The following is a 24778-nucleotide window of genomic DNA, read 5'->3' on the forward strand; positions in this document are numbered from 1 at the left end:
TCGGATCCGCGGCGATCCGGGCCTCCGGGACCTTGGTACCAGGACGGGGCAGACCGCCGCGGGTAAGCAATGATGGAGAGGAACGACACCGCAGACGCGTCACCGACGATGCGCCGCGAACGGTGCCCTTCACGGAGCGCAACGGGGCGTTCCCGTACCGAGGAGGTCTGACATGGCCAAGTACGTGTACAGGTTCAGCGAGGGGGACAAGGACCAGAAGGACCTCTTGGGCGGCAAGGGGGCCAACCTCGCCGAGATGGTCAAGATCGGCCTCCCCGTACCGCCCGGGTTCACCATCTCGACGCAGGCGTGCCGCGAGTTCATGCGCGAGGGCGTCGTCCCGCCCGAGCTGCGTGTCGAGGTGACGATGGCGGTCCGCGAGATCGAGGACACGCTCGGTCGCCAGCTCGGCGACTTCCACGAGCCTCTCCTCGTGTCGGTCCGGTCCGGCGCCAAGTTCTCGATGCCCGGGATGATGGAGACGGTCCTCAACGTCGGCCTCAACGACGCGTCCGTCAAGGGGCTCGCGGAGTTCACGGGGGACGAGCGCTTCGCCTGGGACTCGTACCGTCGCCTCATCCAGATGTTCGGCAAGACCGTGCTCGACCTCGACGGCGACCTCTTCTCCGCCGCTCTCGACGCGAAGAAGGCGGAGGTCGGCGCCGCGACCGACGTCGACCTCAGCGCCGAGGACCTGCGCGACCTCGTCGCGACGTTCAAGCACATCGTGCTCGAGCAGACCGGCCGGGAGTTCCCGCAGCACCCGCGCGAGCAGCTCGACCTGGCGATCGAGGCCGTCTTCGGGTCGTGGAACACCGAGCGTGCGCGGCTGTACCGCCGCCGCGAGCGCATCCCGGACGACCTGGGCACGGCGGTCAACGTCGTGACGATGGTGTTCGGCAACCTGGGCAGCGACTCGGGCACCGGCGTCTGCTTCACCCGCGACCCGTCCACGGGCCAGGCAGGCGTGTACGGCGACTACCTTCCGAACGCGCAGGGCGAGGACGTCGTGGCGGGCATCCGCAACACGCTCCCGCTCGCGGCGCTCGAGGAGATCGACCCGGACAGCTACCGCGACCTGCTGCAGGCGATGCGCCGGCTGGAGACGCACTACCGCGACCTGTGCGACATCGAGTTCACGATCGAGCGCGGCAAGCTGTGGCTCCTGCAGACGCGCGTCGGCAAGCGCACCGCTGCGGCGGCGTTCCGCATCGCGACCCAGCTCGTCGACGAGCACCTCATCACGATGGACGAGGCGATCGCCCGCACGAGCGGCGAGCAGCTCTCGCAGCTCATGTTCCCCCAGTTCGACCGCAGTGGTGACACGACTCTCCTCACGAAGGCGATGGCGGCATCCCCGGGGGCCGCGGTCGGCGAGATCGTGCTCGACAACGAGCAGGCGATCACGCGCGCGGCGGCCGGCGCGCACGTGATCCTCGTGCGGCGTGAGACCAACCCCGACGACCTTGAGGGCATGATCGCTGCTGACGGCGTCCTGACGGCGCGCGGAGGCAAGACGTCGCACGCGGCGGTCGTCGCGCGCGGCATGGGCAAGTGCGCCGTCGTCGGGGCGGAGGAGATCGACGTCGACGCCGCAGCGCAAGAGGTGCGCGTCGCCGGCCACACGCTGCGCCCGGGCGACGTGATCGCGATCGACGGCTCGACCGGCGAGGTGTTCCTCGGCGAGGTCCCTGTCACGGACTCGCCGGTCATGCGCTACATCTCCGACGGGCTCGAAGCGGGGCTGGGCGCGGCTCCCGACGAGGCGACGAAAGAGCTCGTGCTTGCCGTCCACCGCGTCCTCGAGCATGCCGACGCGACCCGCACGATGGAGGTGCGCGCGAACGCCGACACAGCCCTCGACGCGCGCCGGGCGCGCGACCGCGGCGCACAGGGCATCGGCCTGTGCCGCACGGAGCACCAGTTCCTGGGCGACCGGCGCACGTACATCGAGCACGTCGTCCTCGCGGAGACCGACGAGCAGCGCGACGCTGCGCTGGCCGAGCTGCTGCCGCTGCAGCGCGAGGACTTCGTCGGTCTGCTCGAGGCGATGGACGGCCTGCCGACGACGATCCGCCTGATCGACCCGCCGCTCCACGAGTTCCTGCCGGACCTCACCGAGCTGTCGGTCGCCGTCGCCCTCGCCGAGCGTGACGGGAACGTCGACGACCACCAGGTGAGGCTGCTCGCCGCGGTGCGGCGCATGCACGAGCAGAACCCGATGCTCGGCCTGCGCGGCGTGCGCCTCGGGCTCAAGGTGCCCGGGCTGTTCGCCCTGCAGATCCGGGCGATCGCCGAGGCGACCGTCGAGCTGCGCCGACGCGGGCTCGACCCGCGACCGGAGATCATGGTGCCGCTCGTCGGGTCGGTCCGTGAGCTGCAGATCGTGCGTGAGGAAGCGCAAGGCATCCTCCGCGAGGTCGGCGCGTCGGCCGGGATGCGCCTCGACCTGCCGATCGGCTGCATGATCGAGCTGCCGCGAGCCGCTCTGACGGCGCACCGCATCGCGGAGGAGGCGGACTTCTTCTCGTTCGGCACGAACGACCTGACGCAGACGACGTGGGGCTTCTCGCGCGACGACGTCGAAGGTGCGTTCTTCACGGACTACCTCGAGAACGGCGTCCTGACGATCTCCCCGTTCGAGACGCTCGACGCCGCGGGTGTCGGCGCGCTCGTGCGGGTCGGTGTCGAGGGAGGTCGAGCGACCCGGCCGTCGCTGCACGTCGGCGTGTGCGGCGAGCACGGCGGCGATCCTGAGTCGATCCACTTCTTCCAGCAGGTCGGTCTCGACTACGTGTCGTGCTCGCCCTTCCGCGTCCCGATCGCCCGGCTCGAGGCGGGGCGGGCCGCGGTGGAAGCCGGAGGCGATGCGACGGCGTGACGTGACGACGCCCTGGCAAGGCGCGGCAACCGTTTGCTGACCAGGGTGCCCTGCACCGAGACTTGCGGTGCGGGGCGCCCCTGCGTCGTCAGACGCCCGCCCGCGACCGATGCGAAGGAGCAGCATGACCTCGTCCACGAACCCGCCCGCCGTCGTCGTCATGGGGGTCAGCGGGTGCGGCAAGTCGACGATCGGTGCGCTCGTCGCGCACGAGCTCGGGGTGCCGTTCGTCGACGGTGACTCGCTCCACCCGGTCGAGAACGTCGCGAAGATGGCGGGCGGCACGCCCCTGACGGACGAGGACCGCTGGCCGTGGCTCGCCGAGGTCGGGCGCGTGCTCGCGACGAGCGAGGGCGGCGTCGTCGTCGCGTGCTCGGCGTTGCGGCGCGCCTATCGCGACGCGATCGTCGCCGCAGCCCCCGCAGCCGTCATGGTGCACCTGCACGGCACGCGCGAGGTGCTCGGCGCGCGTCTGGAGGGTCGCAGCGACCACTTCATGCCCGCGAGCCTCCTCGACTCGCAGCTCGCGACGCTCGAGCCGCTCGAGGAGGACGAGCGGGGATTCGTGGTCGACGTCGACCAGGAGGTCCCGGCGATCCTCGACGAGGTGCGCACGCGGCTGTCCGCGGGCTGACCGCCCGCGGCAGGAAGGGTCGTTCCGTCTTTACCGGACATAGCGGGCAGGTGATCCTGAGGGGAGCCGCGGCGCGACGGAGCGCCGCGAGGAGCAGGACGAAACCCCGTCACGCCGTTGTCGCTCGCTGTGGGGCGCGGCGGGAAGGTGCTCGTCGGCTCCGCCGCGACCGGCGGGATCGACGCGATCAGCACGAAGGGCAAGGTGAGTCAGGTGGTCGCGCCGAGCGGGAGCGAGGTCGCCGGACCCTCGCAGCACCGGGGCACGCTCACGTGGGGGACGTCCGTCCATGACGAAGGGACGTTCGCGCCCGTGTCCGCCGAGCTCGTGCGCCGTGACGCCAAGCGACGCACGCGCACGGTCGACCTGCTCGCCTACGAGAAGGCCACGAACCCGGACGCGCGCAGCACCTACGGCTTCGTCGGCCTCGCCCCGGACTGCGCCGCCCAGCTCCCGCCCGAGCTGCTCGGCAGCCCGGGTGGCATCGACTCGCACCCGTACGGGACGGTCACCAGCCGGGGCCGCACGTACGTCGCCGACGCCGGGGGCGAACGCCGTCCTGTCGGTGGACCCGAAGGGCAAGGTCCGCACGGTCGCCGTGCTCCCGTCCGTGAAGGCGAAGGTGACCGCCGCTGTCGCGGACGGTCTCGGCCTGCCGGGCTGCGTCGTCGGGAAGAAGGTCGCGCTCGAGCCGGTGCCGACGGACGTCGAGGTGGGCCGGGACGGCTTCCTCTACGTCACGACCCTCCCGGGCGGGCCCGAGGATGGCTCGCTCGGAGCGCTCGGCGCCGTCCACCGCGTGAACCCTCGCACGGGCACGGTGAAGACGCTCGCGTCCGGGTTCTCGGGAGCCACGGGCCTCGCTGTCGCGCCGCGCGGCACGATCTACGTGACCGAGCTGTTCAGCGGCGAGGTCTCGAAGGTCGACCGACGCGGGAAGGTCTCGACGCTGTTCCGCGCCGAGTCACCCGCGGCGATCGAGTACTCGCGCGGGAAGCTCGTCGTGAGCACGAAGGGGTTCACAGAGGGCACCGTCGTCGTCGCGAAGGCACGCTGACCGCGAGACCGCCACGGACGCGGAAGGGGCCGTACCGGTGTCCGGTACGGCCCCTTCCGTGTGCTGTCGCGACGTCGTCCGCAGGCTCCTACCCGCCGCGGACGGCGCGGTCAGTCCCGCTTCGCGTGGATCGCGATCGCTACCGCGAGGCACGAAGCGAGCAGGCCCGCGCTGAAGAACAGGCCGTTCTCCTGGGAGAAGCCCTCAGCCATGCCCCAGAACCCGGCGACGAAGATCGCCATCGTCACGAGGAAGAACAGGGCGCTGAACGCGGCGGGGACGGGAGCGTTGGCCCCGTCGATCGCGTCGTGGTCGTGCTGGTCCATCGGGATTCCCCTCTACAGTGCTGCGCGCGCCGCAGGTCTCTCCCAGCGCGCCTGCTTCCGAGACTATCGCGACAGGTGCTGCTCGAACGGCACGAGCGTCGCGAAGGGGTCTGTGAGATCAGGCCCGGGGGAGTAGCTCGCGACGCGGGTCGCGAGCTCGCCCGCGGCGCGACGGACACGCGTCGGCAGCTCCGCGCCCTCGGCGTCGCTGTCCCCCCAGTCGTCCGTCGCCGCGAAGACCGCCGTCGGGACGACGTCGGCACGCAGGTAGGCGAACATCGGCCGCAGCGCGTGCTCGAGCACGAGCGAGTGGCGCGGGGTGCCAGCCGTCGCGCCGAGCAGCGTGGGCTTGCCGACGAGCGACTTCGAGTCGAGGACGTCGAAGAACGACTTGAACAGGCCCGAGTACGACGCCGTGAACACGGGCGTCACGGCGACGAGCGCGTCCGCGCCCTTGACGGCGTCGATCGCCGTCGACAGCCGGACGCTCGGGAAGCCGGTGAGCATCATGTCGGTGATGTCGTGGGCGAGGTCGCGCAGCTCGACGACCTCGACCGTGGCCTCGTGACCCTGCCCGCGCAGCGCGTCGGCGGTCGCGGCGGAGAGCCGGTCCGCGAGCATGCGGGTCGACGACGGCTGGGACAGGCCGGCGGCGACGGCGACGATCCTGCGGGTGGTCATGAGCGATCCTCCAGGTGGGACACGGTGGTGACAGGGGAGTCCACGCTGCTCGACACAGCATGCGCACGCAGACGGGTGCACAGCATCTCGAGAGCGTCGAGCTCCTCCGGGCTGAGGGCAGATCCGACGAGGCGGTCGATCGACTGGACGTGGCGCCGGCCGGTCGTGCGCTGCGCCTCGGCGCCTGCGTCGGTGAGCTCGACCCACGTCCCGCGCAGGTCCCCGGGCACGGAGCTGCGGTTCACGAGGCCGCGGGCCTCGAGACGCTCGACGAGGCGCGAGAGCGACGGCTGCGGCATGAGGACCTCGGTGTTGAGGTCCTTGAGCCGCATGCCGCGTCCCTCGGCGCGCGAGAGCGTGAAGAGCACGTCGTACTCCTTGATCGACAGCTCGCGCCAGATGTTGTCGGCGCTGAGCTCTCGGAGGACGGAGACCTGAGCGCGGAAGAGGGCCTCCCACGCGTTCGCGGCGGCAGAACCGGCGAGGTGCGTGGGTGTGCTCATCGTGCGGCCGCCGGGGAGGCGCCGGTGACGTCGTCAGCGGGCGCGTAGACGGTCGAGTCGTTCTTGCCGCCGGCCGCCGCGACGCGCGAGGCGTGCGTGGGGGCGTCGGGCACGTGTGCCGGGCGCTTGGAGTCGAGCTCCTTGCGCAGGACCGGGACGACCTCCTCGCCGAGCATGTCGATCTGCTCGAGGACGGTCTTGAGCGGGAGACCTGCGTGGTCGATGAGGAACAGCTGGCGCTGGTAGTCGCCGACGTGGTCGCGCATCGTGGCGTACCGGTCGATGACCTCCTGCGGGCTGCCGACCGTGAGCGGGGTCTGCTCCGTGAAGTCCTCCATCGACGGGCCGTGCCCGTAGACGGGCGCGTTGTCGAAGTAGGGGCGGAACTCGCGCTTGGCGTCCTGGGAGCTCTTGCGCATGAAGACCTGGCCGCCGAGGCCGACGATCGCCTGGTCGGCCGAGCCGTGACCGTAGTGCTCGAAGCGGCGGCGGTAGAGCGCGACCATCTGCTTCGTGTGGGTGATGGGCCAGAAGATGTTGTTGTGGAAGAAGCCGTCGCCGTAGTAGGCGGCCTGCTCGGCGATCTCCGGGGTCCGGATGGAGCCGTGCCAGACGAACGGCGGCACGCCGTCGAGCGGCCGCGGCACGGACGTGAAGCCCTGCAGCGGGGTGCGGAACCGGCCCTGCCAGTCGACGACGTCCTCGCGCCACAGCTTGTGCAGCAGCGCGTAGTTCTCGACGGCGAGCTCGACGCCCTGGCGGATGTCCTTGCCGAACCAGGGGTAGACGGGGCCGGTGTTGCCGCGCCCCATCATGAGGTCGATGCGGCCGTCGGCGAGGTGCTGCAGATAGGCGTAGTCCTCGGCGAGGCGCACCGGGTCGTTCGTCGTGATGAGCGTCGTCGACGTCGAGAGGATGATCCGCTCGGTCTGCGCGGCGAGGTTCGCGAGGAGGACCGTCGGGTTCGGCGGGGCGACGAACGGCGGGTTGTGGTGCTCACCCGTCGCGAAGACGTCGAGACCGACCTCCTCGGCCTTCTTCGCGATCGCGACCGTGGCCTTGATGCGCTCGTTCTCGGTGGGCGTGCGGCCGGTGGTGGGGTCCGTGGTGACGTCGCCGACCGTGAAGATTCCGAACTGCATCGTGCGCTCCTGTCGTGTGGCCGCGTCGCCGCGGGATCCGTCCTGCATCTACTTTAGCCTTCAATCAATGCAGACGCATGAAAATTCCCGGCAGCCTTCGGTGACGCGCGCCACGTCGAACGAAGCACGGCCCCGGCCCCGGAGACCGGGGACGGGGCCGTGCGTGCCGTGCCGGGACGGGGCCCGGACTGCAAGCCGTGAGCCGCTCAGGCGGCACTCCGGCAGGTGCGGATCAGATCACTTCGTGACCGGGAACGCGGGAGCGTGCCAGATGCGGTCCAGGTAGTCCTGGATCGACCGGTCCGACGTGAAGAAGCCGGTGCGCGCCACGTTGAGGATCGCCTTGCGCGACCAGGACTCCTGGTCCGCGTAGGCGACCTCGACGCGCTCCTGCGCCTCGATGTACGTCTGGTAGTCCGCGAGGACCATGAAGCGGTCCTTGTAGAGCAGGTCGGAGATGACGAACTCGAACGCGGTGCGGTCGCCGCCCGAGAAGATGCCCGACGAGATCAGGTCGATCGCACCGCGCAGCGACGCGTTGCCCTCGTAGAACGACGTCGGGTGGTAGCCCGCGTCCGACAGGCTCTGCACCTCGGGCTCGGTCATGCCGAACAGGAAGAAGTTCTCCCCGCCGACGAGCTCGTGGATCTCGACGTTCGCGCCGTCGAGCGTGCCGATCGTCAGGGCGCCGTTGAGGGCGAACTTCATGTTGCCCGTGCCCGACGCCTCCTTGCCGGCGAGCGAGATCTGCTCGGACAGGTCCGCCGCGGGGATCAGCTTCTCGGCCAGAGTGACGTTGTAGTTCGCCGGGAACGCGACGCGCAGGCGGCCCTCGAGCTCAGGCGCGTTGTTGACGACCTTCGCGACCGAGTTGATGAGGAAGATGATCTCCTTCGCCATCTTGTACCCGGGGGCGGCCTTGGCGCCGAAGACCACGACGCGCGGCGTCAGGTCGGCGGCCTTGATCTCGCCCTTGAGCACGCGGTCGTAGATCGTGACGACGTGCAGGAGCTTGAGCATCTGGCGCTTGTACTCGTGCAGACGCTTGACCATGACGTCGAACAGCGCGTCGGAGGAGAGCTCGATGCCGTCGCGCTGCGCGAGCAGCGAGACGAAGCGGTCCTTGTTGGCCTGCTTGACCTCGCGGAAGGCCTTGCGGAACGACGCGTCCTCGGCGTACGGCTCGAGCTCCTTGAGGCGCTCGAGGTCGTTGAGCCAGCCGGTGCCGATCGTGTCGTCGATCAGGTTCGCGAGCGACGGGTTCGACAGCTGGACGAAGCGTCGGGGCGTGATGCCGTTCGTGACGTTCGTGAACTTGTCGGGCCAGTAGGCCGAGAAGTCGTCGAGGACCTTGTCGCGCAGCAGGTCGGAGTGGAGCGCGGCCACACCGTTGACCTTGGTCGAACCGACCGTGGCGAGGAACGCCATGCGGACAGCGCGCTCCGGCTGCTCCTGGATGATCGACATGCGGCGCACGCGGAGCTCGTCACCCGGGTACGTGGCGCGGATGCCGGCGAGGAACTGCTCGTTGATCCGGTAGATGATCTCGAGGTGACGCGGCAGCAGGCGGCCGAGAAGGTCGACCGACCAGACCTCGAGGGCCTCGGGGAGCAGCGTGTGGCACGTGTAGTTGAAGGAGCGGCGGGTGATGTCCCACGCGTCCTCCCAGGCCAGGCCACGCTCATCGACGAGGATGCGCATGAGCTCGGGCACACCGATGACCGGGTGCGTGTCGTTGAGCTGGAAGACGATGCGCTCGGGGAGCTTCTTGAGGTCGAAGCCCTCGGGCAGCGTGCGCAGGAAGTCCTTGATGGACGCGGCGACGAAGAAGTACTGCTGCTTGAGGCGCAGCTCCTTGCCCTGAGGCGTGGAGTCCTCGGGGTAGAGCACCTTCGAGATGTTCTCGGCGACGGTCTGGGCGCGGACGGCGGACTCGTAGTCGCCCGAGTTGAAGATGTGCAGGTTGAAGGCGTTGGTCGCCTTCGCGCTCCAGAGGCGCAGCGTGTTGACGTTGGCCGTGCCGTAGCCCGGGACCATGTAGTTGTAGGGGACCGCGAGAACGGTCTCGCCCGGCACCCAGCGCGTCACGGAGCGGCCCGTCTGGTCGATCGCCTGCTCGGTGTGACCGCCGAAGGCGACCTCGACGGCCTGGTCGGTGTGCGGGATCTCCCAGGGCGTGCCGTTCGAGAGCCACGAGTCGGGCTGCTCGACCTGGCGGCCGTCGACGAACGTCTGGCGGAAGATGCCGTACTCGTAACGGATGCCGTAGCCGATGGCCGGGATGTTCTTCGTCGCGAGCGAGTCGATGAAGCACGCGGCGAGGCGGCCCAGACCACCGTTGCCGAGACCCGGCTCGACCTCCGTCGCACGGATGTCGTCGAGCGACAGGCCGAGCGAGGAGAGAGCGGTGTCCGCGACGTCGGTCAGGCCGGTCGACAGGAGGGCGTTGTCCAGCTGCGGACCCATGAGGTACTCGGCGGACAGGTAGGCGACGACCTTGGAGCCGGCGGCCTTCTGGGTCTCGACCGTGGTCAGCCAGTTGTCGACCATGTAGTTGCGGACGGTCCTGGCGAGCGCCTGGAACAGGTCGTCACGGCTGGCGGTGCCCAGTTCGACGCCCTGCTCGTAGCGCAACTGCCGGAGGAACTCGTCCTTGAACGAATCAACGGTTGCGGGGGTAGAGGTGGACCTCTCGGTGGTTTCAGTCACCTGCAGCACGCTACCCGTGAGCGTGCCCTTTCGCCATGACCTTTGGCTCAGGTCGTGTACGCGTACATCGGCCGCAACCCGTGGCGCGAAGCCGTCCGCGCGACGCAGAAAAGGGCTCTGACCTGCAACGATGGGGGAGCGCGCCGCTTGTGTGCAGTTTCACCCTCCGCCCACCCCTCGTTGCAAGGCGTGCTGAAAGTTGCAGGATCGTTGCAGAGATGGGCGTCCGGATCGTGCCCTTCCGTCCGGGTCGCCCCGTGCCTAGGCTTGAGAGGTCCCCGAAGGTGCGGATCCGAGGCGGTGGTGGCCGTGCTCCTGGTCTGGTGCGTCCTCGCCATGCTCGTCGTCGGCTGCGTCCTGTGGACGCTCAGGACGTCGACGATCGCCCACGAGGAGGAGCGGAACGCGCAGGTCGACCCGTTCCGCGTCCTCGAGCTCGAGCGCCGGCTCGCGGTCGCGGCCGAGCGGATCCGCAGGGTCGACGCGGACCCCACGATGTTCGCCCGGGCCCACCACCTGCGCGCAGCGCTCTGGGCCTATGACGCGCTCCTCCGCGAGGCGTGCGAGATCGCCGGGGCAGGGCAACCGGACGTCGAGCGGCACGCGGTCGAGGTGACCGCGCTCAAGCGTGCGTTGTCCGCGCAGGACCTCCCGGAGGAGGTGTCCGCGCTCAGCACGCAGTCGCTCGGAGACCCGGACGCCCGGTTCCAGCGCGAGCTGGAGCTGGGCGCCCGGGGCTGGAGCTGGTGAGCAGCTGGTTCAGGCGCGGCCCTTGGCGTCGGCCTCGGCGCTGCGCGCCGCGCTCTTCTCGCTCCTGGCGTCCGCCGTCGACAGCTCGCCCGACGTCGACTCGAGGTGCGCACGCACGAACCAGTGGAACTGCTCGAGCGACGCGAGCTGACCGATCAGCATGTCGTTCGTGACGTCGTCGAGCTCCTCGGTCGCCGTCGCGGCCTCGCGGTGGTCCGTGATGAAGCCGCGGTACACCTCGTCGAGCGCGCCCAGGTGGGCGATCGTGCTCGCACGCCCGATCGAGTAGTCGTCCCACGTGCGGCTGGCGACGATCGCACCCGGCGTGCCGAGGGGCACGCTGCCGAGGGTCGCGATGCGCTCGGCCGTCTCGTCGACCATCGCCTGCACGGCGTCGACCTGCGGGTCGATCATCTCGTGGACCGCGATGAAGTGCGGGCCGATCACGTTCCAGTGGATGTGCTTGAGCGTCAGCGCCAGGTCGATCAGCGCGTGCAACCGGGTCTGGAGGATCTGGGCGGTCTTCGCGCCTTCGTCGAGGGTGAGCGAGGGGACCGTGTAGGCGGGGAGGCCTGCGGCCGAACCGCTGCTCTTCGTGCTCTTCTTCGCGCTGCCCTTCGAGGATGCCACCGTGATGCTCCTTCGTCGTCGTGGCCGTCCTCCGCACGGACGGCCTTGCCGTCCCAGCATCCGACGGGTCGACGCCTCCCGCACGCTGGGAGGGCGCTCCCTCAGCGGCGCAGCAGGGTGGCCGCGTGCTCGCCCGCCGCCGCGACGGCGAGGAACGGCGTCGGGTCCGCGTCGAGGTTGCGGCCCATCGACGACATGCGCACGGGGGAGCGGCGCAGCGTCTCGAGCAGCGGCGCGCCCGCGGCGCGGCGCACGAGACGGTGGCGCGCGGCGAGCGGCGTGACCTGCTCGTCGACGAGTGCGTTGAGCCCGCTCGGGCCGCCGAGCGTCGCGGGGACCTCGATCGTCTCGTCGAACTCGGGCACGACGACGTCGGCGGCCGCGAGCGCGACGCGGCCGTAGGCCGTGGTCGAGTGGTGCGAGACCCCGACGTGGCGCGAGCGGGCGTCGCTCGCTGACACGCGCAGCGACGCGACGGGCGCCCCGCCGAGCGTCGCGACCGCGTTGACGACCTCGCCGGCGACGACGCCGGAGAAGCCCCAGCGGGTGCCCGTGCCGAGGTTGCCGGGGCCTTGGGCGACGACGGCCACGTCGGCCCCGACGACGTGCTTGGCCGCGAGCAGCCCCGAGTGGACCGTGACGGCCTCGAGGTCGCCGCCGAACGCCTGGCCGACCGTCAGGCACGAGGCGATCAGGTCCTCGTCACGCATCTGAGCGACGGTGCGGGAGAACCAGGCGGGGAGCGCTCCGCCGTCGGTCATGACATAGGCGATGCGCGCGTCGGGCGCCTGCGCGCGGACGCCCGCGACGATCGCGGGCAGCGCCGAGTGCAGGTCGGCGACGACGACGGGCATGCCGTCGAGCGAGTCGGCCTCGCGGAGCGTCTCGTGGTGCTCCGACTCCTGCTCGTCGACACCGAGGACCATCGTCTGGAGCGGCGTGTACCGCGCCTTGACCAGGTGCCCGGGCCCCTGCGGGGGCGCTTGGGGGAGGGCGTCGGGGAGCGCCGTCACGAGCGCGTACCCGCCGGTCCCGAGACTGCGGTCGAGGGCAGTCGTGTTGAGCAGGACACGGTCGCCCTCGGCAGGGCGGCCGACGAGCGCCGGGTACGCGAGCGCGCGCAGCTCGGAGCCGTCGGGCGTGCGGACGGTCGTCTCGAGAGCGCCGTGCCACTCGCGTCCGAGCGACACCACGACCCCATCGCGCCAGTTGATCACGCAGACACGGTACCGCCCGCTAGCGTGGTGCCGGTGAGCGAGACGACCCCCGCGGCCGAGCGGCTGCTGAACCTGGTGATCGCGCTGGTGAACGCCGGCCGCAGGATGACGCGCGAGCAGATCCGGGCGTCGGTCGTCGGATACGCCGGCACGTCGGACGCAGCGTTCGAGCGCACCTTCGAGCGCGACAAGGACCTGCTGCGCGAGCTCGGCGTCCCTGTTGTCACGGTCGAGGGGGCGCACGCGTCCGAGACGGGCTACCGCATCGACATGGACGCGTACGCGCTCGAGCCGCTCGAGCTCTCGCCCGCGCAGCTCGCCGTCCTCGGCGTCGCGGCCGAGCTCTGGCAGGACCGCATGCTCCGCGACGACACTGCTCGCGCGCTGACCAAGCTGCGCGCGGCCGGCGGGCCGGCGCTCGACGCCGAGGGTGCTGCGGTCGCGGCCCTGGCCCCGCGCGTCCGCGAGGCGGGCGACGCCTACGGACCGCTGCTCGACGCGACGACGTCGCGCCGCGCGGTGACCTTCGACTACCGGGCGGCGAGCACCGGCGAGCTCACGCGGCGCACGGTCGAGCCGTGGCGCGTCGTCGCGCGCGGCGGAGGTTGGTACGTCATCGGCCGCGACCGGGGTCGCGACGCGGCACGCGCCTTCCGACTCAGCCGCATCGCGGGCCGCGTACGGGCCGTCGGCCCGGAGCACGCGTTCGCCGTCCCGGAGAACCTCGACGTCGACGAGCTGCTCGGCACGAGCCGTGCGCCCGTCCCGGCCGTGGTCGCCGTCGTGCCTGAGCGTGCCGCCGCGCTGCGGGCGCACGCCCGCGTCGTGACGCCCGGCGAGGCTGCCGAGCTCGGCGCGCCCGTCCGGCTGCCCGAGCGGCTCGCCGGCCGCGAGCTGCTCGCGCTCGACGCCGACGACCCCGACACTCTCGCAGGCGAGATCGTCGGCTACGGCGACGCCGTCGTCGTGCTCGCACCCCCGCAGGTGCGGGCGGCCGTCGTCGCGATGCTCGACGCCGCTGCCGACCTCCCCGAGAAGGCCCACCACGCGACGGAGGACCACCATGGCTGAGCGCACGAGCGAGCGGCTCGTCCGCCTCCTCGGGATCATCACGTACCTCGACGCCGGCGGGGAGCGGCCCCGCGTCGAGATCGCCGACCTCGCCGCGCACTTCGGGGTCACGGTCGAGCAGGTCGTCAAGGACCTCGACCTGCTGTGGGTGTCCGGTACGCCCGGACACTGGACCGACGACCTCATCGACTTCGACCTCGACTACGAGGCGGGCACGGTCGCGCTCGTCCAGCCGCAGGGGATGACGACGCCGCTGCGTCTCGGGACGCGCGAGGCGGTCGCGCTCATCGCCGCGCTGCGGGCGATGAAGGAGACGCTCGACGACACGATCGACCCGCGCCTCGGCGCGGAGGTCGAGGGGACGCTCGCCGTCCTCACGGCGGCCACGGGCGAGGCGGCTGCCGCGCTCGACGTCCGTCTCGCCGAGCGCGGCTCGCCCGCGGTGACAGCCGCGCTCGGGGCGGCCCTCACGTCGGGCCGCCGCCTGCTCATCCGCTACGCGAGCGTCGCCGACGTCGTCACGGAGCGCGTCGTCGACCCGATCCGGCTGCAGGTCGAGGACGAGCACTCCTACCTCGTCGCGTGGTGCACCCGGGCCGAGGACGAGCGGTCCTTCCGTACCGACCGCATCCTCGAGGCGACCGTGCTCGACGAGCCCGCCGGACGGCACGAGGGGGTCAAGGGTGCGGCGTTCCGCCCCGAGGCCGTCGCCGGGCCGACGCACCACGTGCGGCTCGTGCTCGCGAGCCCGGCCCGCTGGATCGCCGAACAGATCCCGGTCGAGTCCGTCACGGACCTGGACGACGGCGACTTCGCCGTCGAGCTCGTGGTCGCCGAGCCCGCGTGGCTGCGCCAGCTCCTCCTGCAGAACGCCCGGCACGTCCGCTCGATCGAGCCAGCGTGGGTCGCCGACGAGGTTGCGGCTGCAGCGCGAGACGCTCTCGCCCTGTACGCCTAGCCCGGCTACCGACGGCCGGAAGGTAGCGTGGCTCCCGTGTGGTTCTGGATCTGGACGGCCCTCGTGCTCGGTGCCGCGCTCGTCGCGTTCTTCGTGTGGCGTGACGCGTGGCGCCGGTTCCGTCGCGCCGGCTCCGAGGCCGGGACGTCCGCCGAGCGTCTCGGGCAGGTCTGGGAGCGGGTCACCGCGCGCACCGAGGAGCGTCTGGCCGAGGCTCCGTCGACCGCGCCGACGGTGACCGCACCGCGTGCCGAGCTGAGGGCGCGTGTCGACCGGCTCCGTGAGGAGCGGCTCGCCCGGAAGGCGTGGCGCAGACGCCCCCGCCCCGAGGTGTGGGAGCGCTGGCGCAGCGTCTGGCGCTGAGACCTGCCGAACCTTCCCCGAACCGAGGCACACCCGCACCTGCCACGCGGTCTAGGATTGCCCCGTCCGTCGAACAGTCTGGAGAACGCCGTCATGGGCCTTCGCTCGCACCCCTGGGTCATCCCGGTCCTCATCCTCATCATCGTGATGCTGTTCGGCTCCTCGAAGCTCCCGGACCTCGCCCGCAACATGGGTCGCGCCCTGAAGATCGTCAAGAAGGAGGTCAAGGACCTCCGCGAGGACGACTCCCAGACCCCGACGACGACGGCGCCCCAGGCCCCCGCGGCCCAGGCCCCCGCGGCGCCGCCTGCCGCGCCGCCTGTCGCTCCGCAGGCGCCCGCCGCGCCGCCTGTCGCTCCGCAGGCGCCCGCCGCGCCGCCTGTCGCTCCGCAGGCGCCCGCCGCGCCGCCTGCCGCCCCGCAGGCGCCCGCCGACGCCACGCCCGCCGCGCCGCAGCAGCCCGCCGATCCTGCGCGCGCCAGCGACGGTGATGCCGGGGACAGCCCCACGAAGGACTGACCCGTGCGCACGCAGCGGCGTGCTCGTGACGGCCGGATGCCTCTGCGCGAGCACCTCGTCGAGGCGCGCAACCGCCTCTTCCTCGCCGGTATCGGCATCCTCGTCGGCACCGTCGTGGGCTGGTTCCTCTACGAGCCGGTCTTCGAGCTGCTCCAGCAGCCGATCCTCGACGTCGCCGCCGAGAAGGGCCGCACCGTCGCGCTCAACTTCGCCGGCGTCGCGAGCGCGATCGACATGCAGGTCAAGATCGCCGTCTGGCTCGGTCTGATCGTGTCGAGCCCCTGGTGGCTCTACCAGGTCTGGGCGTTCGTCGTCCCCGGTCTGACCCGCCGCGAGAAGCTCTACACCCTCGGCTTCCTCGGCACCGCGGTACCGCTCTTCCTCGCGGGTGCGTGCCTCGCCTGGTGGGTGCTGCCGCGCGCCGTCGTCCTCCTCGTCGAGTTCGTCCCCGACCAGGCGCTCAACATCCAGGACGCGCAGGCGTACCTGTCGTTCGTCGCGCAGATCATCCTTGCGTTCGGGCTCGTGTTCCTGCTGCCCGTGTTCATGGTCGCGTTCAACATGGTCGGCATCGTCCGCGCCCGCACCTACCTGCGGGGCTGGCGCTGGGCCGTCGTGCTCGGCTGCGTGTTCTCCGCCGTCATGACGCCCACGCCCGACGTCGTGACGATGCTCGCGATGACCCTGCCGATCATCGTGCTGTACTTCGCCGCGGTCGGTGTCGCGGCCCTCAACGACAGGCGCCGTGACCGGCGCCTTGCTGCACAGGAGCAGGAGGACGGCCTGTGAGCCGCATCGGACTCGTCGTCAACCCCACGTCCGGCAAGGGCAGGGGAACGACCGCCGGCATACGCACCCGCGACCGGCTGACCACCGCAGGGCACACGGTCGTCGACCTGTCCGGCTCGTCGCTGCTCGACGCGATGCACCACGCGCGTCAGGGGGTGATCGACGGGCTCGACGCGCTCGTCGTCGTCGGCGGCGACGGCATGGTGCACCTGGGCTTCAACGCCGTCGCCGCGACGACGGTGCCGCTCGGCATCGTCGCGGTCGGCTCGGGCAACGACTTCGCTCGGGCGACCGGTCTGCCGCGGCACAAGGTCGACGCCGCGGTCGACGTGCTGCTCGACGCGCTCGGCAACGGACGCTTCCGCGCCGTCGACGCGGCCCACGTCAACGTGCCCGGGCACCTCGACGGGCGCTGGTACGCCGGCGTGCTGTCCGCCGGCCTCGACGCGGCCGTGAACGAGCGTGCCAACCGGCTCTCCTTCCCGCGCGGCCACCTGAAGTACATGCGCGCGCTCGTCGGCGAGCTCGGCGCGTTCAAGCCGTTCGGCTACCGAGTGACGATGGGGGAGCGGGTCTGGGAGTCCGCCGGGACGCTCGTCTCGGTCGCGAACAGCCCCGCGTTCGGCGGTGGGCTGCGCATCGCGCCGGAGGCGGAGGTCGACGACGGCCAGCTCGACGTCGTGCTCGCCGGACCTTTCACGCGCTGGGGCGCGACCCGGATCCTGCCGCGGGTCTACGGCGGCAGCCACGTCAAGCACCCGAGCGTCGACGTCGTCCGCGCGACGAAGGTGCTCGTCGAGCCGACCGACGCGGGCCTCGCGCCGCCCGTCGCGATGGCCGACGGCGAGTCCATCGGCCCGCTGCCCCTCCAGGTCGAGGTGCACGCGCGGGCGGTCCGTCTGCTCGTCTGAGTCGGCGGAGGTGCAGGGGCCTCGACTACCGTGGACAGCATGAGTCGAGCCTCCGGGGTGGACCAGCCCATGTCACCTGCGGAACGCTACGCCGCGGCCCGTCAGCGTCAGCAGGACGAGCGCACCGAGCTCGCACGCTTCCGCGAGTCCTTCGAGTTCGACCTCGACGAGTTCCAGGTGCACGCGTGCCGCGAGCTCGAGAAGGGCCGGGGCGTCCTCGTCGCCGCGCCTACCGGGGCTGGGAAGACCGTCGTCGGCGAGTTCGCCGTCCACCTCGGGCTCGCCCGTGGGCTCAAGACGTTCTACACGACCCCGATCAAGGCGCTGAGCAACCAGAAGTACCACGACCTCGTCGCGCGCCACGGCGCCGACCGCGTCGGGCTCCTCACGGGCGACACGTCGGTCAACGGCGGGGCCGACGTCGTCGTCATGACGACCGAGGTGCTGCGCAACATGCTGTACGCGGGCTCCTCGGCGATCGACGACCTCGGCTTCGTCGTCATGGACGAGGTCCACTACCTCGCCGACCGCTTCCGCGGGCCCGTGTGGGAAGAGGTGATCATCCACCTGCCCGAGCCGGTCCAGCTCGTGTCCCTCAGCGCGACCGTGTCGAACGCCGAGGAGTTCGGCGACTGGCTCGAGATGGTGCGCGGCGACACCGCGGTCGTCGTCGAGGAGCGGCGCCCCGTACCCCTGTGGCAGCACGTGGCGACGCGCGCGGACGAGCGCAGCGCTCAGCTCCTCGACCTGTACGCCGGGCACGTCGACCCGACCGACCCCGGCGTCAACCCGCCGATCAACCCGGACCTGAGCATCGCGCTGCGGCGCGGCCAAGACCCGTTCGCGCGCCGCGGCCGCAACCGCGGGAGCCGCGGTCCGAGGGACGCGCGCGACCGGGGCGGACGCCCCGAGCGTGGCCCTTCGCGGCGTCCGCTCTCACGCTTCTCCGTCGTCGACGCCCTGCACGAGCAGGAGCTGCTCCCGGCGATCTACTTCATCTTCTCAAGGGCAGGGTGCGAGGGCGCGCTCGCGCAGTGCCTCGCCTCAGGAATCTCGCTCACCTCGCCCGAGGAGGAGGCGCGCATCCGGCAGGTCGCCGAGGAACGCTGCGCGACCCTCGCGCCGTCCGACCTCGCGGTCCTCGGCTACGTGACGTGGGTCGAGGGGCTCGCCCGCGGCCTCGCGGCGCACCACGCCGGGATGCTGCCGATCTTCAAGGAGACGGTCGAGCACCTCTTCTCCCTCGGCCTCGTCAAGGTCGTGTTCGCGACGGAGACCCTCGCGCTCGGCATCAACATGCCCGCGCGATCGGTCGTCCTCGAGAAGCTCGTCAAGTGGGACGGACGCTCTCACGCCGACCTCACTCCGGGCGAGTACACGCAGCTCACCGGGCGGGCCGGGAGGCGCGGTATCGACGTCGAGGGGCACGCGGTCGTCGTCGACCACCCGCAGCTCGACCCGGTGGCTCTCGCCGGTCTCGCGTCGCGCCGCCTCTACCCGCTCAGGTCGAGCTTCCGGCCGACGTACAACATGGCGGTCAACCTCGTGGACCGCGTCGGCCGCGAGCGCGCGCGAGAGATCCTCGAGACGAGCTTCGCGCAGTTCCAGGCCGACCGCGGGGTCGTGGGCCTCGCGAAGCAGGCGCGGTCGCACGCGGAAGCCCTCGCCGGGTACGGGGAGGCGATGACGTGCGACCGCGGCGACTTCCGGGAGTACGCCCGGCTGCGCTCGGCCATCGCCTCGCGCGAGGGTGAGCTGCGCAAGCGCGACCAGGGCCGACGTCGTGCGCTCGTCGCAGCGTCGCTCGGCGCGCTGCGCCGCGGTGACGTCGTCACGGTGCCCTCCGGGCGCAGGGCGGGCTACGCCGTCGTGCTCGACGGCGGCACGACCGAGGCGTTCGAGGGCCCCCGCCCGACGGTCCTGACCGAGGACGGCAGGGTCTCGCGGCTGAGCGTCACCGAGCTGACCGAAGCGGTCGAGCAGGTCACGCGCATCCGGTTGCCCAAGCAGCTCAACACGCGCGTGCCGCGCGAGCGGCGCGAGCTGGTCGCGAAGATGCGCGCGGCCCTCGCCGACGCCGACGGCGTGCCGTCGCGCCCCCGCGGCAAGGGACGGGCGAGCGCAGCGGACGATGCCGAGCTCGAACGGCTGCGCCGCGAGCTGCGGCAGCACCCGTGCCACGCGTGCCCGGACCGCGAGTCGCACGCGCGCTGGGCCGAGCGCTGGGCGCGCCTCGACAAGGAGCACCGAGCGTTGCTGCGCCGGATCGAGGGTCGCACCGGCACGATCGCTCGCGAGTTCGACCGCGTCTGTGACGTCCTCGTCGACCTGGGCTATCTCCGCGTGCGCCCTGCTCGCGACGCGGACGACGTCGAGCACGACGACGCGGACTCGCGCCTGCGCACGACCGTCACCGGGCACGGGAAGGCGCTCAAGCGTCTCTACGCGGAGAACGACCTGCTGCTCGCGCAGTGCCTGCGCTCGGGCGTGTGGGCGGGGCTCGACGCCGCAGGCCTCGCGGCGGTCGTCTCGTCGGTCGTGTACGAGGCGCGCCGGGACGACGGCGGCGAGGAGCCGAACCTGCCGGGCGGCCCTGAAGGGCGCCTGGCCCGCGCGGTCGAGGGCACGGTGCGCGAGTGGTCACGCCTGGAGGACATCGAGGTCGCGCACCGCGTCGAGCCGACGCCGGTCGTGGACACGACGCTCGTCGCACCCGTCTACCGGTGGGCCCAGGGCCGCTCCCTCGAGGCCGTCCTGCGCGGCACGGAGCTCGCGGCCGGTGACTTCGTGCGCTGGTGCAAGCAGGTGATCGACGTGCTCGACCAGATCTCGGTCGCGGCCCCTGACCAGGAGACGGCGCTCGCCGCGCACGAGGCCGTCGGGCTGCTGCGGCGCGGCGTGGTCGCGTACACCTCGGTGTGACGCTCACCTCTCCGTGAGGCGCTGGAGAGCGCGAACAGCGGGTGAGGCGTGTCACGGGGCGGGCGAGACCGCTCCCTCGACGTCGGCCGTGGCTTATCGTGAACTTTCGTGGCCTCCATCCTCTACCGCAACGGCGTGATCCATTCGCCCGCGGACCCGTTCGCCGAAGCCCTCCTCGTCGAGGACGGTGTCGTGGCGTGGCTCGGGGCCGACGACTCCGCGGCGTCGTTCGTCTCCCGCGCGGAGAAGGTCGTGGACCTCGACGGTGCTCTTGTGGCGCCCGCGTTCGTCGACGCCCACGTGCACCTGCTGTCGACCGGCATGGCGCTCGAAGGGCTCGACCTGTCGCTCGAGGCGGACATCGCCACGGCGACGTCCGCCTTCGCGGCCGTCGCGAACCGTGTGCGCGACGTGCGCCGCGAGGAGACCGAGGCCCGGGGCCCGCTCGTCGGGTGGGGCTGCGACACGGCCGCGTGGCCGGACGCCGTTCGTGCCACGCGCGACGGGCTCGACGCCGCCGCCGACGGCGCGCCCGTCGTCCTCGTGCGCCCCGACCTCCACTCGAGCCTCGCGTCGAGCGTCGTCTGCGAGCGCCTCGGCCTCGACAGCCGAGCAGGCTGGGACGCGCAGGGCTGGCTCACGGGAGACGCCCACGAGACCGTCATGGCCGAGCTTCGCGCCGACGCCGACGCCCGCCACCGCGAGCTGACCGACCGCGCCCTGCAGCTCGCGGCGAGCCGCGGCATCGTGGCCGTCCACGAGCACTCGCTCCCGTCGACGGACACCCGCGCCGGCCTCGCCGACCTGATCGCCCGGACGGGCTCGGCCGGGTCCGGCCTGCCGCTCGTCGTCGGCTACCGCGGCGAGCTGTGCGAGACCACCGACGACGTGCGCGAGCTCCTCGCGGCGATCCCCGGCCTCACCGGCGTCGGCGGTGACATGCCCGTCGACGGCTCGATCGGTTCGCGTACGGCCGCGCTCACGAGCCCGTACGCCGACGTGAAGGACCCGAACGACCCGCTGCGCACGGGCGTCCTCGAGCTGACCGCCGAGCAGGTGTGCAACCACGTCCTCGCCGCGACGAGGGCCGGGGTGCAGGCGGGCTTCCACGTGATCGGCAACCGTGCCATGAGCGAGGTCGTGCTCGGGTTCCAGGCCGCGGCTGACCTCGAAGGCCTCGCCGCGATCCGGGGTGCCGGGCACCGGCTCGAGCACGCCGAGATGATCGACGCGAGCGCGCTCGCCGCGCTCGTCCTCATGGGGGTCCGCCTGTCCGTCCAGCCCGCCTTCGACGCGATCTGGGGCGGACCCGGCGGCCTCTACGAGAAGCGGCTCGGCAAGCTGCGCGCCGAGGCGATGAACCCGCTGGCCGACCTCGCCGGGGCGGGTGTCCCGCTCGCGCTCGGCTCGGACACGCCCGTCACGCCGTTCGACCCGTGGGGCGCCGTCGCGGCGTCGCTCTTCCTCAACGCCGCCGACCAGCGCATCTCCGCCCGTGCCGCGTTCCGCGCGCACACGCGCGGCGGCTGGCGCCTCGCCGGGCTCGACCACACGGGCGCAGGCGAGATCCGTGTCGGTGCGCCCGCGCACCTCGCGCTGTGGCGGTCCGACCACCTCGGCGTGCAGGGCCCGCACAGCACGATCGCCGCATGGAGCACGGACGCGCGCTCCGGCACGCCGCTGCTTCCCGCGCTCGGCGAGGGCGAGCCGGCCCCGACGTGCCTGCAGACCCTGCGCGACGGCGTCGTCATCTACGACGCGCTTGGCTGAGCGCGCGTGGGCACGCGCCGCGCAAGGCCGTGAGCAGCCCGGTCGGCACAGGCTGATCGCGTAGGCTTCGCTCGTGCCACCTCGCCCGACTCCGCTGCTCCTCGCGATACCGCTGGCGATCATCGGCGGGCTGGGGCTCGACGTGGCCTTCCCCGACCGGGGCGTCTGGCCGCTCGCGTACGCCGCGGTCGGCCTCCTCTACATCGCTCTGCGCGGCCACCGGGCGCGTGCCGCGTTCGTCCTCGGCAGCCTGTGGGGGATCGGCTTCTTCGTCCCGCACCTCTCGTGGGCGGGCTTCGCCGCCGGTGACCTGCCGTGGTTCGCCCTCGCGACCGCCGAAGGCCTTCTCGTCGGCGTCTCGTGCGCCGCCCTCGCTTGGACGACGCGCATCCCGGCCGTCGCGCACCGCGAGGCCCTGCGAGTGATCGCCTTCGCTCTCGCGCTGACCGCGGGCGAGGTGCTGCGCAGCTCGTGGCCGTTCGGCGGCTTCCCGTGGGGGCGTCTCGCGTTCTCGCAAGCCGACTCGCCTCTGGGACGTTTCGCCTGGCTCGGCGGGACCGTGCTCGTGTCGTTCCTCGTCGCGCTCGTCGGAGCCCTCGTCGCCGTCGCCCTCCTGAGCCTCGTGCGTCTGCACCTCGGACGCGCGGGCGGGGCCGTCGTCGTCGCGTTCGTGCTCGTCGCTGGTGGGCTCTTCGTTCCCCTGACCTCCCAGCCGGAGAACGGCCGTCTCGCCCTCGGAGCGGTCCAGGGCAACGTCGCCGAGCCCGGGCTGCGCGCGTTCGCGACGCGCTACCAGGTGCTCGGCTTCCATGCGGACGGCACGCGTGCCCTGCTCGACACGGTCGAGCCCGGTGAACTCGACCTCGTCGTCTGGCCGGAGAACGCCTCCGACGTCGACCCGCGCAAGGACCAGACGGCATGGGACGTCATCGACCAGGCGGCGCGCGACGTCGACGCGCCGGTGCTCGTCGGTTCGCAGCAGTACGTCGACGGCGGCCGGTACAACCAGAGCCTGCTGTGGCAGCCGGGCGAGGGGATCGTCGCGCTCTACGCGAAGCAGCGGCCAGCCCCCTTCGGCGAGTACATCCCGATGCGCTCGTTCTTCAGCCGGTTCTCCGACATGACGGACCTCGTGACGACCGACATGCTGCCGGGCGAGGAGATCGGGACGATCGCCCTCGAGTCGCCGCGCCTCGGCCGGACCGTCGTTCTCGGGGACGTCATCTGCTTCGAGGTCGCGTACGACGACATCGTGCGGTCGGCGGTCGCCGGCGGCGCCGAGATCCTCCTCGTCCAGACGAACAACTCGAACTTCGGCTACAGCGCCGAGTCCACGCAGCAGCTGGCGATGTCGCGCATCCGCGCGATCGAGTCCGGCCGCGCGACGATCCAGATCTCGACGGTCGGCGTGAGCGGCGTGATCGACGCGACCGGCCGGGTGCAGCAGCGCACCGGCCTCTTCGAGCCGGCCCAGCTCGTCGCGTCCGTGCCGCTGCGCACCACCCTCACGCCTGCGACACGCCTGGGCACGCTGCCCGCACAGGTGGCTGCCGCGGTCGCGTCAGCCACTACGGTGGCGGGGATGATCGTCGCGGTGAGCGCGCGCAGGAGCAGGAGGAAGTCATGACGGACGCTGGCCAGGGGACGGCAGGCCGCGGCACGGTGGTCGTGGTGCCGACCTATGACGAGTCGCTCACGCTCCCGGGCACGCTCGAGCGCTTGCGCCGCGCCGTCCCCGACGCCGACGTGCTCGTCGTCGACGACGGCAGCCCTGACGGCACCGGCGACCTCGCCGAGAAGATGGCCGCCGCGGACCCTGCCGTCCACGTGATGCACCGCACGGGCAAGCAGGGCCTCGGATCGGCGTACATCGCCGGCTTCCGCTGGGCTCTCGCGCGGGGGTACGACGTCGTGTGCGAGATGGACGCGGACGGTTCCCACCGGCCTGAGGAGCTGCCGGCGCTGCTCGCGCGGCTCGAGGCCGAGCCGCACGTCGACCTCGTGATCGGTGCACGGTGGGTGCCTGGCGGCAAGGTCGTCAACTGGCCGTTGCACCGCGAGGTCCTCTCGCGCGGCGCGAACCTGTACACGCGGATCATGCTCGGCCTGGGCGTCGGTGACGCGACGGGCGGGTTCCGCGCGTTCCGCGCGCCGATGCTCGCGCGGTTGGACCTGAGCTCGGTCGCGTCGCACGGCTACTGCTTCCAGGTCGACATGACGATGCGCGTGATCGACGCCGGGGGAGCGGTCGGCGAGGTCCCGATCACGTTCGTCGAGCGTGAGGCGGGAGTGTCGAAGATGAGCCGCTCGATCATCGTCGAGGCGCTCGGCAAGGTCACGCTGTGGGGCTTCCAGCGCCGCGGACGCCAGGTCGCGGGGATGTTCTCGCGCCGCTGAGGTGCGGCGGCGTGCGCGCCGGTCCAGACACGACGAACGGGTCGGCCCCCTCTCTGGGGGCCGACCCGTTCATGCGTGCCGCGGTGCGTCAGGCGCTGCGGCGGAGCTTCCCGGCGCGCAGGAGGCCGAGGCGCTCATCGAGCAGCTCCTCGAGCTCCTTGATCGTGCGGCGCTCGAGCAGCATGTCCCAGTGCGTACGGACAGGCTTGGTCGCCTTGGGCTCGGGACGGTCGGCGTCGCGCAGGAGCGCGAGCTCGCCGCAGCGGCACTCCCACTCGACCGGGACCTCGGCCTCGGTCGAGAACGGGAGGATGATCGTGTGCCCGTTCGGGCAGTCGTAGTGAGCCTGGAAGCGAGGCGCGAAGTCGACCCCCTCGTCAGTCTCCATGCTCTTCGAGCCGATGCTCATTCCGCGCAGTGACCGGTCGGCCATGGTGTCCTCCAGAGGGCTGTGTGCAGCCGTTGCGTGTGCAGGGTCTGCAGGTGGAACGTTCTACGGGCGCTGATTTGTTCCGTCGATCGGGAGGTCGGCGGTGAAGGTCTGGTGA

22 protein-coding genes are annotated in these 24778 nt (G+C 71.8%); 14 read left to right on the plus strand and 8 right to left on the minus strand.

What is annotated here, in order from left to right; all coding sequences use genetic code 11:
• Window positions 1-172 precede the first annotated feature (172 nt).
• From ppdK to ATL41_RS01330, 3 genes are all read left to right on the plus strand, one after another.
• Window positions 173-2881, plus strand: a complete 2709-nt coding sequence (gene ppdK, locus ATL41_RS01320; RefSeq protein WP_098456856.1) for a pyruvate, phosphate dikinase — start codon at window positions 173-175, stop codon at window positions 2879-2881.
• Between the two features lie 124 nt (window positions 2882-3005).
• Window positions 3006-3515, plus strand: coding sequence for a gluconokinase (locus tag ATL41_RS01325; RefSeq protein WP_098456857.1), 510 nt, complete (start codon window positions 3006-3008; stop codon window positions 3513-3515).
• Window positions 3516-3993: 478 nt separating this feature from the next.
• Window positions 3994-4572 carry a ScyD/ScyE family protein gene (locus ATL41_RS01330; protein WP_143556547.1) on the plus strand — a complete coding sequence of 193 codons (579 nt, stop codon included), beginning with the start codon at window positions 3994-3996 and terminating at the stop codon, window positions 4570-4572.
• Window positions 4573-4682: 110 nt separating this feature from the next.
• Here ATL41_RS01330 and ATL41_RS01335 read toward each other — a convergent pair whose 3' ends face one another.
• The 5 genes from ATL41_RS01335 to ATL41_RS01355 form a co-directional block, all read right to left on the minus strand.
• Window positions 4683-4898 (minus strand): hypothetical protein, encoded by a 216-nt coding sequence (locus ATL41_RS01335; protein ID WP_098456859.1) that lies wholly within the window; start codon window positions 4896-4898, stop codon window positions 4683-4685.
• Window positions 4899-4961: 63 nt separating this feature from the next.
• The gene (locus ATL41_RS01340; RefSeq protein ID WP_098456860.1) at window positions 4962-5579 is read right to left on the minus strand and encodes an FMN reductase; all 618 of its coding nucleotides are present in this window, start codon (window positions 5577-5579) and stop codon (window positions 4962-4964) included.
• Window positions 5576-6082, minus strand: coding sequence for a MarR family winged helix-turn-helix transcriptional regulator (locus ATL41_RS01345; protein ID WP_098456861.1), 507 nt, complete (start codon window positions 6080-6082; stop codon window positions 5576-5578). Before ATL41_RS01345 ends, ATL41_RS01340 begins: the two co-directional genes overlap by 4 nt.
• Complete coding sequence (locus ATL41_RS01350; protein WP_098456862.1) at window positions 6079-7224, minus strand: LLM class flavin-dependent oxidoreductase; 1146 nt, start codon at window positions 7222-7224, stop codon at window positions 6079-6081. Before ATL41_RS01350 ends, ATL41_RS01345 begins: the two co-directional genes overlap by 4 nt.
• A 237-nt stretch (window positions 7225-7461) precedes the next feature.
• Window positions 7462-9933: a glycogen/starch/alpha-glucan phosphorylase gene (locus ATL41_RS01355; protein ID WP_245854540.1), complete on the minus strand. Its 2472-nt coding sequence runs from the start codon at window positions 9931-9933 to the stop codon at window positions 7462-7464.
• Window positions 9934-10236: 303 nt separating this feature from the next.
• Here ATL41_RS01355 and ATL41_RS01360 point away from each other — a divergent pair, with 303 nt between their 5' ends.
• Window positions 10237-10683, plus strand: coding sequence for a hypothetical protein (locus tag ATL41_RS01360; RefSeq protein WP_098456864.1), 447 nt, complete (start codon window positions 10237-10239; stop codon window positions 10681-10683).
• A gap of 9 nt (window positions 10684-10692) precedes the next feature.
• On the opposite strand, the gene ATL41_RS01365 is transcribed toward ATL41_RS01360, so the two are convergent.
• On the minus strand, window positions 10693-11313 hold the full coding sequence (locus tag ATL41_RS01365; protein WP_245854541.1) for a Dps family protein: 621 nt from the start codon (window positions 11311-11313) through the stop codon (window positions 10693-10695).
• 101 nt (window positions 11314-11414) lie between these two features.
• On the minus strand, window positions 11415-12530 hold the full coding sequence (locus ATL41_RS01370) for a DUF3866 family protein (RefSeq protein WP_098456866.1): 1116 nt from the start codon (window positions 12528-12530) through the stop codon (window positions 11415-11417).
• 33 nt (window positions 12531-12563) lie between these two features.
• Between ATL41_RS01370 and ATL41_RS01375 the strand changes: the two genes are divergently transcribed.
• From ATL41_RS01375 to ATL41_RS01420, 10 genes are all read left to right on the plus strand, one after another.
• Window positions 12564-13601, plus strand: coding sequence for a helix-turn-helix transcriptional regulator (locus ATL41_RS01375; protein ID WP_245854542.1), 1038 nt, complete (start codon window positions 12564-12566; stop codon window positions 13599-13601).
• Window positions 13594-14559 carry a helix-turn-helix transcriptional regulator gene (locus ATL41_RS01380; protein ID WP_098456867.1) on the plus strand — a complete coding sequence of 322 codons (966 nt, stop codon included), beginning with the start codon at window positions 13594-13596 and terminating at the stop codon, window positions 14557-14559. Before ATL41_RS01375 ends, ATL41_RS01380 begins: the two co-directional genes overlap by 8 nt.
• A gap of 36 nt (window positions 14560-14595) precedes the next feature.
• The gene (locus ATL41_RS01385; RefSeq protein WP_098456868.1) at window positions 14596-14922 is read left to right on the plus strand and encodes a hypothetical protein; all 327 of its coding nucleotides are present in this window, start codon (window positions 14596-14598) and stop codon (window positions 14920-14922) included.
• Window positions 14923-15015: 93 nt separating this feature from the next.
• Window positions 15016-15441: a twin-arginine translocase TatA/TatE family subunit gene (locus ATL41_RS13450; protein ID WP_098456869.1), complete on the plus strand. Its 426-nt coding sequence runs from the start codon at window positions 15016-15018 to the stop codon at window positions 15439-15441.
• 3 nt (window positions 15442-15444) lie between these two features.
• Window positions 15445-16230 carry a twin-arginine translocase subunit TatC gene (tatC, locus tag ATL41_RS01395; protein ID WP_342744397.1) on the plus strand — a complete coding sequence of 262 codons (786 nt, stop codon included), beginning with the start codon at window positions 15445-15447 and terminating at the stop codon, window positions 16228-16230.
• Complete coding sequence (locus ATL41_RS01400) at window positions 16227-17141, plus strand: diacylglycerol/lipid kinase family protein (RefSeq protein ID WP_098456870.1); 915 nt, start codon at window positions 16227-16229, stop codon at window positions 17139-17141. The genes tatC and ATL41_RS01400 overlap by 4 nt, the downstream gene beginning before the upstream one ends.
• Window positions 17142-17180: 39 nt before the next feature.
• Window positions 17181-20063 carry a DEAD/DEAH box helicase gene (locus ATL41_RS01405; RefSeq protein WP_098456871.1) on the plus strand — a complete coding sequence of 961 codons (2883 nt, stop codon included), beginning with the start codon at window positions 17181-17183 and terminating at the stop codon, window positions 20061-20063.
• A 108-nt stretch (window positions 20064-20171) separates the two neighbouring features.
• Window positions 20172-21833: an amidohydrolase gene (locus ATL41_RS01410; protein WP_098456872.1), complete on the plus strand. Its 1662-nt coding sequence runs from the start codon at window positions 20172-20174 to the stop codon at window positions 21831-21833.
• Between the two features lie 73 nt (window positions 21834-21906).
• On the plus strand, window positions 21907-23460 hold the full coding sequence (gene lnt / locus ATL41_RS01415) for an apolipoprotein N-acyltransferase (protein WP_098456873.1): 1554 nt from the start codon (window positions 21907-21909) through the stop codon (window positions 23458-23460).
• Window positions 23457-24230 carry a polyprenol monophosphomannose synthase gene (locus tag ATL41_RS01420; protein WP_098456874.1) on the plus strand — a complete coding sequence of 258 codons (774 nt, stop codon included), beginning with the start codon at window positions 23457-23459 and terminating at the stop codon, window positions 24228-24230. The genes lnt and ATL41_RS01420 overlap by 4 nt, the downstream gene beginning before the upstream one ends.
• Before the next feature lie 88 nt (window positions 24231-24318).
• On the opposite strand, the gene ATL41_RS01425 is transcribed toward ATL41_RS01420, so the two are convergent.
• Window positions 24319-24663 (minus strand): RNA polymerase-binding protein RbpA, encoded by a 345-nt coding sequence (locus tag ATL41_RS01425; protein ID WP_098456875.1) that lies wholly within the window; start codon window positions 24661-24663, stop codon window positions 24319-24321.
• Window positions 24664-24778: the final 115 nt, after the last annotated feature.

It is taken from the genome of Flavimobilis soli (assembly GCF_002564025.1).
GTDB lineage: Bacteria > Actinomycetota > Actinomycetes > Actinomycetales > Cellulomonadaceae > Flavimobilis > Flavimobilis soli.